This is a genomic window from Zavarzinia sp., assembly GCF_049306435.1.
Lineage (GTDB): Bacteria > Pseudomonadota > Alphaproteobacteria > Zavarziniales > Zavarziniaceae > Zavarzinia.
In genome coordinates, this window is record NZ_JBAQRT010000144.1 from 1 (window position 1) to 7,586 (window position 7,586).

Genomic DNA, 7,586 nt, shown 5'->3' on the forward strand with positions numbered 1-7,586 from the left:
CTGGGTGTGCCGCGAGCCGGGCTCGGGCACGCGGGCGGCGATGGAGGCCCTCTTGACGGCGAGGGGGATCGGGGTCGGCGATCTGTCCCGTCTCGAGCTGCCCTCGAACGAAGCGGTGCGCGGCGCGGTCGAGGCGGGGGCGGGGCTGGCGGTATTGTCCCGCCTCGTCGTCGCCTCGGCGCTGGAGGCGGGCCGGCTGATGGTGATCGACGCCGCCCTGCCGCCTCGCGCCTTCCACGCCCTGCGTCACCGGGGGCGCCACCAGGGCCTGGCCGAGGCGGCCTTTCGCCGGCTTATCGCCGAGGCAGGATCAGCTGCATGAACTGAAGGTCGAGCCAGCGGCCGAATTTGCTCCCCACTTCCGGCATCAGCCCGGTGCGGATGAAGCCCAATTGTTCGTGCAGCCGGATCGACGGCTGATTGCCCGCCTCGATCCCGGCGACGAGGACATGCTTGCCGAGGGCGGCCGCCCGGGGGATCAGGGCGGTGAGCAGTGCCCGGCCGACGCCCCGGCCCCGCGTGTTCGCCCGGACATAGACCGAATGTTCGACCGTGTGGCGATAGCCGTCGAACGCCCGCCAGTCGCCGAAGGAGGCATAGCCGAGGACGGCGCCGTCATCGATGGCGACCAGCACCGGATAGCCCTGGGCCAGCCGGGCGCGCAGCCAGGCCCGGCGGTTGTCGAGATCGACCAGCGTCTCGTTCCAGATCGCCGTCGTGTTCTCGACCGCGTCGTTATAGATGGCGAGGATGCCGGGCAGATCGCCCTCGGCCGCGTCGCGGATTTCCATCGCTGCTCACCCCTGTTGGACAGACCGCAAGTCTTGCGCCCGTGGGCGTGCCTTCGTCCAGCGTCACCTGCGCGCATCCTCGATGATCATGGCGGCACCCTTTTCCGCGATCATCGCCGTCGGCGTGTTGGTGTTGCCCGAGGTGATGGTCGGCATGATCGAGGCATCGACGATGCGAAGCCCGGCGAGACCGTGAAAGCGCAGCCGCTCGTCGACGACCGCCATCGGATCGTCCGCCCGGCCCATTTTCGCCGTGCCGACAGGATGGAAGATGGTGGTGCCGATATCGCCCGCGGCCTTGGCCAGCGCCGCGTCGTCGTCGCCGACCGAAGGCCCGGGCAGATATTCGCTGGGGCGATAGCGGGCGAGTCGGGGCTGTGCCATCAGGCGCCGCGTCACCCTGATGGCGTCGGCCGCCACCCGGCGATCGTCGTCCGTCGTCAGGTAATGGGGCGCGATGACCGGGGCATCCTTGGGGTTTCGGCTGCGCGGGGTGATGGTCCCGCGCGATGTGGGGCGCAGGTTGCAGGCCGAAACCGTGATCGCCGGGAAGCGGTGCAGCGGATCGCCGAATTTGTCGAGCGAGAGCGGCTGGATGTGGAATTCGATATTCGCCCGCTCCCGCGACGGGTCGGAGCGGGTGAACAGCCCGAGCTGGCTGGGCGCCATGGTCAGCGGCCCCCGCCGCCGCAGCAGATAGTCGAGCCCCATCAAGCCCCGCCCGACCAGCGAATGATAGGTCTCGTTCAGGGTCTTCACCCCGTTGACGCGGTAGATCGCCCGTTGCTGCAGATGGTCCTGCAGGTTGCGGCCGACGCCTTCGGCGCCCCGGACGACCTCAATCCCCAGGGGGCGCAGGACGTCCGCGGGGCCGATGCCCGACAATTGCAGGATCTGCGGCGTGCCGACCGCCCCGGCCGACAGGATCACCTCGCCCCTCGCCTTCGCGGTCACCGGCGCGCCGTCCGCGCCCCGGAAGCAGACCCCGGTTGCCCGCCCGCCCTCGACCACCAGCCGCTCGACCTGAACCCCGGTGATCAGGCGCAGGTTCGGCCGGTTCAGCACCGGCTTCAGGAAGCCCCGGGCCGAGGACCAGCGCCGGCCCTTCTTCTGGTTCACATGGAAATAGGACACGCCCTCATTGTCGCCGGTGTTGAAATCGTCGAGGCGGCGGACGCCCATCTCGATCGCGGCCTCGCGCACCGCGTCCAGCACGTCCCAGGTCACCCGGGGCGCTTCGACGCGCCAGCCGCCGCCCGCGCCATGGGCCTCGCTTGCCCCCAGGAAATGATCTTCCAGCGCGCGGAAATGGGGCAGCACGTCGTCGTAAGACCAGCCGGACAGGCCGAGCTGGCGCCAATGGTCGTAATCCGCCGCCTGGCCGCGCATGGCGATCATGGCATTGATGGCGGAACAGCCGCCGATCACCTTGCCCCTCGGATAGGCGAGGGCGCGGCCGTTCAAGCCCGCCTCCGCCTCGGTCCGGAACATCCAGTCGGCCCGGGGATTGCCGATGGCGAAGAGATAGCCGACCGGGATATGGAACCAGATCCAGTTGTCGCGCCCGCCGGCCTCGAGCAGCAAGACCCGCCGCCCCGGATCGGCCGACAGCCGGTTGGCCAGGATGCAGCCGGCGGTGCCGGCCCCCACCACGATATAGTCGTATGTACCGTCGAGGACGGGGCTGGCGCTTCCGCTCATGGGGCGTTTCCTTGTTTCCCTTCCCCCTGAAGTGCCACGGCGGATTTCCTGACTCAAGGCCGGCCGACTCAATTACCTTGTGCGAAATTGCCGGGCAAAGCGATGGACTGGGACGATATCCGCATATTTCTGCAAGTGGCACGGGATGGCCGCATGGGCGAGGCGGCGCGGGCGCTGAACATCGATCATTCGACCGTCAGCCGGCGGCTGGCCCGGCTGGAAGCCGGCCTCGGCACGCTTCTGTTCGAGCGCGCGGGCCGCCGCATCCGCCTGACCGCGCCGGGGGCCGAGCTGCTGGCGACGGCGGAGACGATCGAATCCCTGATGCTGCAGAAGGTGGAAAGCCTCGGCGCCGGGGCGCAGGATCTTTCGGGCCGGGTGCGCATCGGCGCGCCGGAAGGCCTCGGCGCCGCCTATATCGGCGGCCGGCTGGGCGCCGTCGCCCTGGCTTTCCCGAAGCTCGAACTCGAACTCGTCGCCCTGCCGCGCGCCTATTCCCTCGCCGCGCGGGAGGTCGATATCGCCATCACCCTCGACCGCCCGACGCTGGGCCGGCAGTCGGTGCGGAAACTCACCGATTACAGCCTCGAACTCTATGGCACCGCGGCCTATGTCGCCCGCATGGGCGCGCCGACGACGACCGCCGACCTCGCCCGCCATCTCGTCTGCGGCTATATCCCCGAGCTTCTGTTCACCGGCGAGCTCGACTATCTCCATTTCGACGGCCTCGACCTCGTGCCGCAACTCCGCTCGACCAGCGTCGTCGCGCAAGCCGACATGATCGAAAGCGGCGCCGCCCTCGGCATCCTGCCCGCCTTCATGGCCCGCCGCCGCCCCGGCCTGATCCACCTGCTGCCCGGCGCCATCGCGCTCCGCCGCAGCTACTGGATCTCGATCCACGAAGACCTCCGCCACCTCGCCCGCATCCGCATGGTCCTCGACGCTATCGTCGAAGCCGCGAGGGCCGACCGCGCGGTGTTCCTGCCGGAAGGGTAGGGCGGGGCGGGGACGTCAGTTAGGTCAATTGCTGTAGAAAACCGACACTCGCGTGGGATGGCGTTCCCGATCAACTTGGATTCGAGCGAGGGGATGAGTCAGACATCCAAGACCACGACTGATCCGCCGCCAGCGTCCAAGATCGCTTTGAGGTCGGCAACGCGGTTCTTGGGCGTGGCGATGGCGAGCAGGCGCTCCGCCCGGGATGCGGCCACATAGATCTTACGCGCGTCCTCAACGTGTTCGTGCGCGATGCTTGCGCCGGTCAGGACACCGATAATCTTACCGACGGTTTGCGGCGCCAAGACCACGCAGATAGCGGGAAATTCTAAGCCTTTCACATCATGGATGGAGCGGGCGGGCAGGTCAGTGGCTTGCAATGTCGACAGAATCGAGCCGAGATCGGTGTGAATCTTCAGCCGCTGGTTGATCGTAGAGGTTCCAACCAGATCCTTGTCGAGTAGCGTCCGGGCGCGCTCCAGCCATTGATCAATGGCCTCTCCAGACTTGGGATAAAGCTCCTGGCCAAGGGCAATGATCTCCGGTCGCCAACCACTGCTTTCGATCTCGGCCTTATTGAGATGTTTGCCATAGTCTCCAGCATTCGAAATATGGCCGCGTATCGTCAAAACCGCGCAATGAAGACGCGCCAGCGCCTCGCGACGGTTGCCGGCCTCAAAAGCGTTCATAAAGCCCACGACCGACTGCGCGAGAAGCAGCGTCTTGTTGTTGCCTGCACTGACGGCGCGACGGCCGGCCGCATTGCTCGCGCTAACCCAGGTCGCGGCGAGCACCCGCGCTTCGTTTGGCCTGATTCTAAGGTTTCTGGCCAGTTCCTGAAACGCTGATCCGATCTGGGAAGACACGGCTTTCCCACCATAGGACAGGAGGTAAACAGGCGTGGTCTCGCTCTTGTAGCGGCCGAGCGCCTTGTCGGGCATTCCCCGGGACGCCGGGGGACGTAATTGACAGATGGCGGCGCAGATTGCCGGTGAGGACCGAAAGTTGCCGGTCATCGGAAGGTGATGGCTCTTGTCGAATGTGTCGGCGAACGCCTCCAGCTCATCGGTCACGCCGCCGCGGAAGCCGTAGATTCCCTGATTGAGGTCGCAGATGATCTTGATGGTTAGGCCTGATTGGCGAAGCCAGGCAATGATGCCCAAATCGGCTGGATTACAATCCTGAGCCTCGTCGACCACGATCTCGCGAAACCGAGCGGCGAGCGCAGCGCCAACGCGATCGGCGAACGCCTTTTCGGTCAATCGCTTTAGAGCAATGGAGCGCACATCGTCAAAGTCCAGATACCCTTCCTGAAGGGACCGCGCGACGATCTCGCGTGCGATCGTTTCCCATGCGCCAGGGCCTTTCTTCGGCTTGAAGCCGATGTCATTTGCCTTGCTCTGGATCAGCGCACCCGTGCGACGGTTAAAACAATCCAGGGTCAAGGCTTGGGCTTTTTCGTATGGCGGTTTGACGACCCAGTTCTTCTTGTCCGGCACTAATCTGGGCGCCGCTGAACACTCATCGATGCCGAAGGGCACGATGAGGAATTGCCAAAGGAAGCGATCGAAGGTGCCGATGAAATTCGGGAAAATTGGGGTGGGGAGCGTGCCGAACATCGCCAGACGTGCGGTCAACTCGTCGACAGCTGCGTTCGTGAACGACAGGAACGCCACGCTTCGAAGATCGGTCCGGTCAGCGAGGGCGACCCGGGCTCTTTCGACCATCGTCCTGGTCTTGCCGGCCCCGGGGCAGGCCCGCACGAACGCATGGCCCTTGTGTTCGATAATCGCTACCTGCTCGGAGGTCGGGTCATAAACTGTCGCTGTCATGCGACCACCGCCAGGATCGCATCTTCGATATATTTGGGGACAGTGAAAGGGTATTTGGGATCATTGGATTCGATTAGATCCGCTAGGATCTGGGCAAAGTCGCCCTTGCGGGACGCATTGAAAATCTCGTCCAGCTTCTCCGCGCGTGCATCGCCTTCGAGCAGCACCGCCATATCCCACTTCTTAGCCGAATTCTTATGAAGAGTTAGGAACGCCTTACGGAGGATAGCTGCGTTTCCGACTTCCAACATCTCGGTTTCCAAGGTGTAGGTCGAGGTGATCGCCGTAAGACATTCGGACGCTTTGTTCTTCATTGCGAGTCTGTTGAGCGCGGCCTTGCGTCGTCCGCCGGGCAAGAGCGCGATTTTGGTATCTTCTGAGGATTGATCTTCCTCGATGCTGTTTAGCGGGATGGTTTCTGCATCGTCGTCTCCATCTTCAATTTCCTCACTGCCCTCGTTGGCGGTTTCGCCCTTTTTCTTAATTTTTCCTTTGTCCCCATCGGTCATGACGACCACGCGCTCCGATATCCGTGCGCCGTTCAACGGCGTCGTAAGGAGATCGGCGTATGGTAGAAAATCGACTCCATCAATGGGAACGAACACGGCCGACCGAAAGATCTGCAGTTTGTCGGGGGCATCCTTGAGCGTATGATGTTCGGCGATAACTGGCAGGAGCAGCGCTTCAGCGATGCCTTCGACGAGTAGCACCCGGCCTCCGAACAACAGTGCTGCCTTGGTAACGTCGAGATAACGGTCAATCTTCCGGCGATCCTTGTCGGCAAGAGCGATACGAGCCAGCGGAATGCATCGCGTTGATCGCCGCATCGCCGCGGCCGCCATGATCGTGCCCCATTACGTGGTGTAGAAGCCGCGTCTTGGATGCAGAGTTGAGTTCTGCGATCAGCCGACCAGTGCTGGCAGGCTGACGTCGGCAGCATCGCTCAAGGGAGCGATGGTTTCCAGGCTCATGTATCTGGCCCGCTGGACGGCCCACTCGTCGTTTTGCTCGAGCAGCAGCGCGCCGATCAGGCGGGTGACGGCGGCCTCGTTGGGGAAGATGCCGACCACCTCGCTGCGGCGCTTGATCTCGCCGTTGAGGCGTTCGAGCGGGTTGGTGCTGTGCAACCGGGCGCGATGCTGGGCGGGGAAGTTCATATAGGCGAGCACGTCGGCCTCGGCACCGTCCAGCAGGGCGGCGAGCTTGGGCACGCGGGGCCGCAGTTCATCGGCGACATGGCGCCACTGCTTGCGGGCGGAAGACGCATCGTCCTGGGCGAAAGCCGTGCCGACCCAGGCGGAGACGATGCGGCGTTGGGTCTTTCCGGCATGGGCGATGGCGTTGCGCATGAAGTGAACCCGGCAGCGTTGCCAGGTCGCGCTGAGGATCTTGGTAATCGCTGCCTTCAACCCCTCATGGGCATCGGAGACCACCAGCTTGACGCCGCGCAGGCCGCGCCGGGCCAGGCCGCGCAGGAACTCGACCCAGAAGGGTTCGGCCTCGCTGTGACCGACGGTCATGCCCAGCACTTCGCGCCGGCCGTCGTTGTTGACGCCGACGGCGACGATCACGGCGACCGAGACGATATGGTGGTCGCGCCGGGCTTTGACGTAAGTGGCGTCGAGCCAGATATAGGGCCAGTCGCCCTCGATGGGGCGATTGAGGAAAGTCTGCACCCGCTCGTCGATCTCGGCGCACAGCCGCGACACCTGGCTCTTGCTGATCCCCTCCATGCCCATGGCCTTGACCAGGTCATCGACCGAGCGCGTCGAGACGCCTTGGATGTAGGCCTCCTGGATCACCGCGGTCAGCGCCTTCTCCGACATGCGGCGGGGTTCGAGGAAGGCCGGGAAATAGCTACCCTGGCGCAGTTTGGGTATCCGCAGTTCGACGGTGCCGGCGCGGGTCTGCCAATCCCGCTCGCGGTAGCCGTTGCGCTGGTTGCGGCGGTCGGGCGAGCGTTCGCCGGGGGCTGCCCCGCACAGGCTCTCGGTCTCCAGCGCCATCAGGCGTTCGGCCGCGAAGCCGATCATGTCGCGCAGGAAACTCGCATCAGAGCCCTTCTCCAAAAGCGTGCGAAGGGCGATGGTGTCGTCGGTCATCGTGGTGGTCCTCGGGTCAGTGTTGCGTGTCGCAACCCAACCCTACCCACAGCCGCCACGGTGACCACCGCTATGGATAAGTAGCCCGCCGCCGCCAGACTCGTGATGGTCGCGCCGGCGAGCTACTTACCCACAGCTCCTACACCATTCGGCGGGACACGATC

General features: G+C 64.8%; 7 protein-coding genes. 2 read left to right on the top strand and 5 right to left on the bottom strand.

The features are described 5' to 3' along the window. A partial coding sequence (locus WAZ62_RS07755; protein ID WP_422642946.1) for a LysR substrate-binding domain-containing protein occupies nt 1-322 on the top strand: 322 nt, incomplete at its 5' end. Here WAZ62_RS07755 and WAZ62_RS07760 read toward each other — a convergent pair. Beyond that, complete coding sequence (locus tag WAZ62_RS07760; RefSeq protein ID WP_422642947.1) at nt 294-791, bottom strand: GNAT family N-acetyltransferase; 498 nt, start codon at nt 789-791, stop codon at nt 294-296. The genes WAZ62_RS07755 and WAZ62_RS07760 overlap by 29 nt on opposite strands. 63 nt (nt 792-854) lie before the next feature. Continuing rightward, entirely contained in the window at nt 855-2,492 is a 1,638-nt protein-coding gene (locus WAZ62_RS07765; RefSeq protein ID WP_422642948.1) for a GMC family oxidoreductase, read from the bottom strand. Between the two features lie 102 nt (nt 2,493-2,594). On the opposite strand from WAZ62_RS07765, the gene WAZ62_RS07770 reads away from it, so the two are divergent. Beyond that, nucleotides 2,595-3,488, top strand: coding sequence for a LysR family transcriptional regulator (locus WAZ62_RS07770; protein WP_422642949.1), 894 nt, complete (start codon nt 2,595-2,597; stop codon nt 3,486-3,488). 98 nt (nt 3,489-3,586) lie between these two features. On the opposite strand, the gene WAZ62_RS07775 is transcribed toward WAZ62_RS07770, so the two are convergent. The 3 genes from WAZ62_RS07775 to WAZ62_RS07785 are packed head-to-tail and all read right to left on the bottom strand — an operon-like array spanning nt 3,587 to nt 7,422. Then, on the bottom strand, nt 3,587-5,320 hold the full coding sequence (locus tag WAZ62_RS07775; protein ID WP_422642950.1) for a UvrD-helicase domain-containing protein: 1,734 nt from the start codon (nt 5,318-5,320) through the stop codon (nt 3,587-3,589). Then, nucleotides 5,317-6,162, bottom strand: a complete 846-nt coding sequence (locus tag WAZ62_RS07780) for a TOPRIM nucleotidyl transferase/hydrolase domain-containing protein (RefSeq protein ID WP_422642951.1) — start codon at nt 6,160-6,162, stop codon at nt 5,317-5,319. The genes WAZ62_RS07775 and WAZ62_RS07780 overlap by 4 nt, the downstream gene beginning before the upstream one ends. A 60-nt stretch (nt 6,163-6,222) precedes the next feature. Beyond that, nucleotides 6,223-7,422, bottom strand: coding sequence for an IS256 family transposase (locus tag WAZ62_RS07785; protein WP_422642952.1), 1,200 nt, complete (start codon nt 7,420-7,422; stop codon nt 6,223-6,225). Nucleotides 7,423-7,586: the final 164 nt, after the last annotated feature.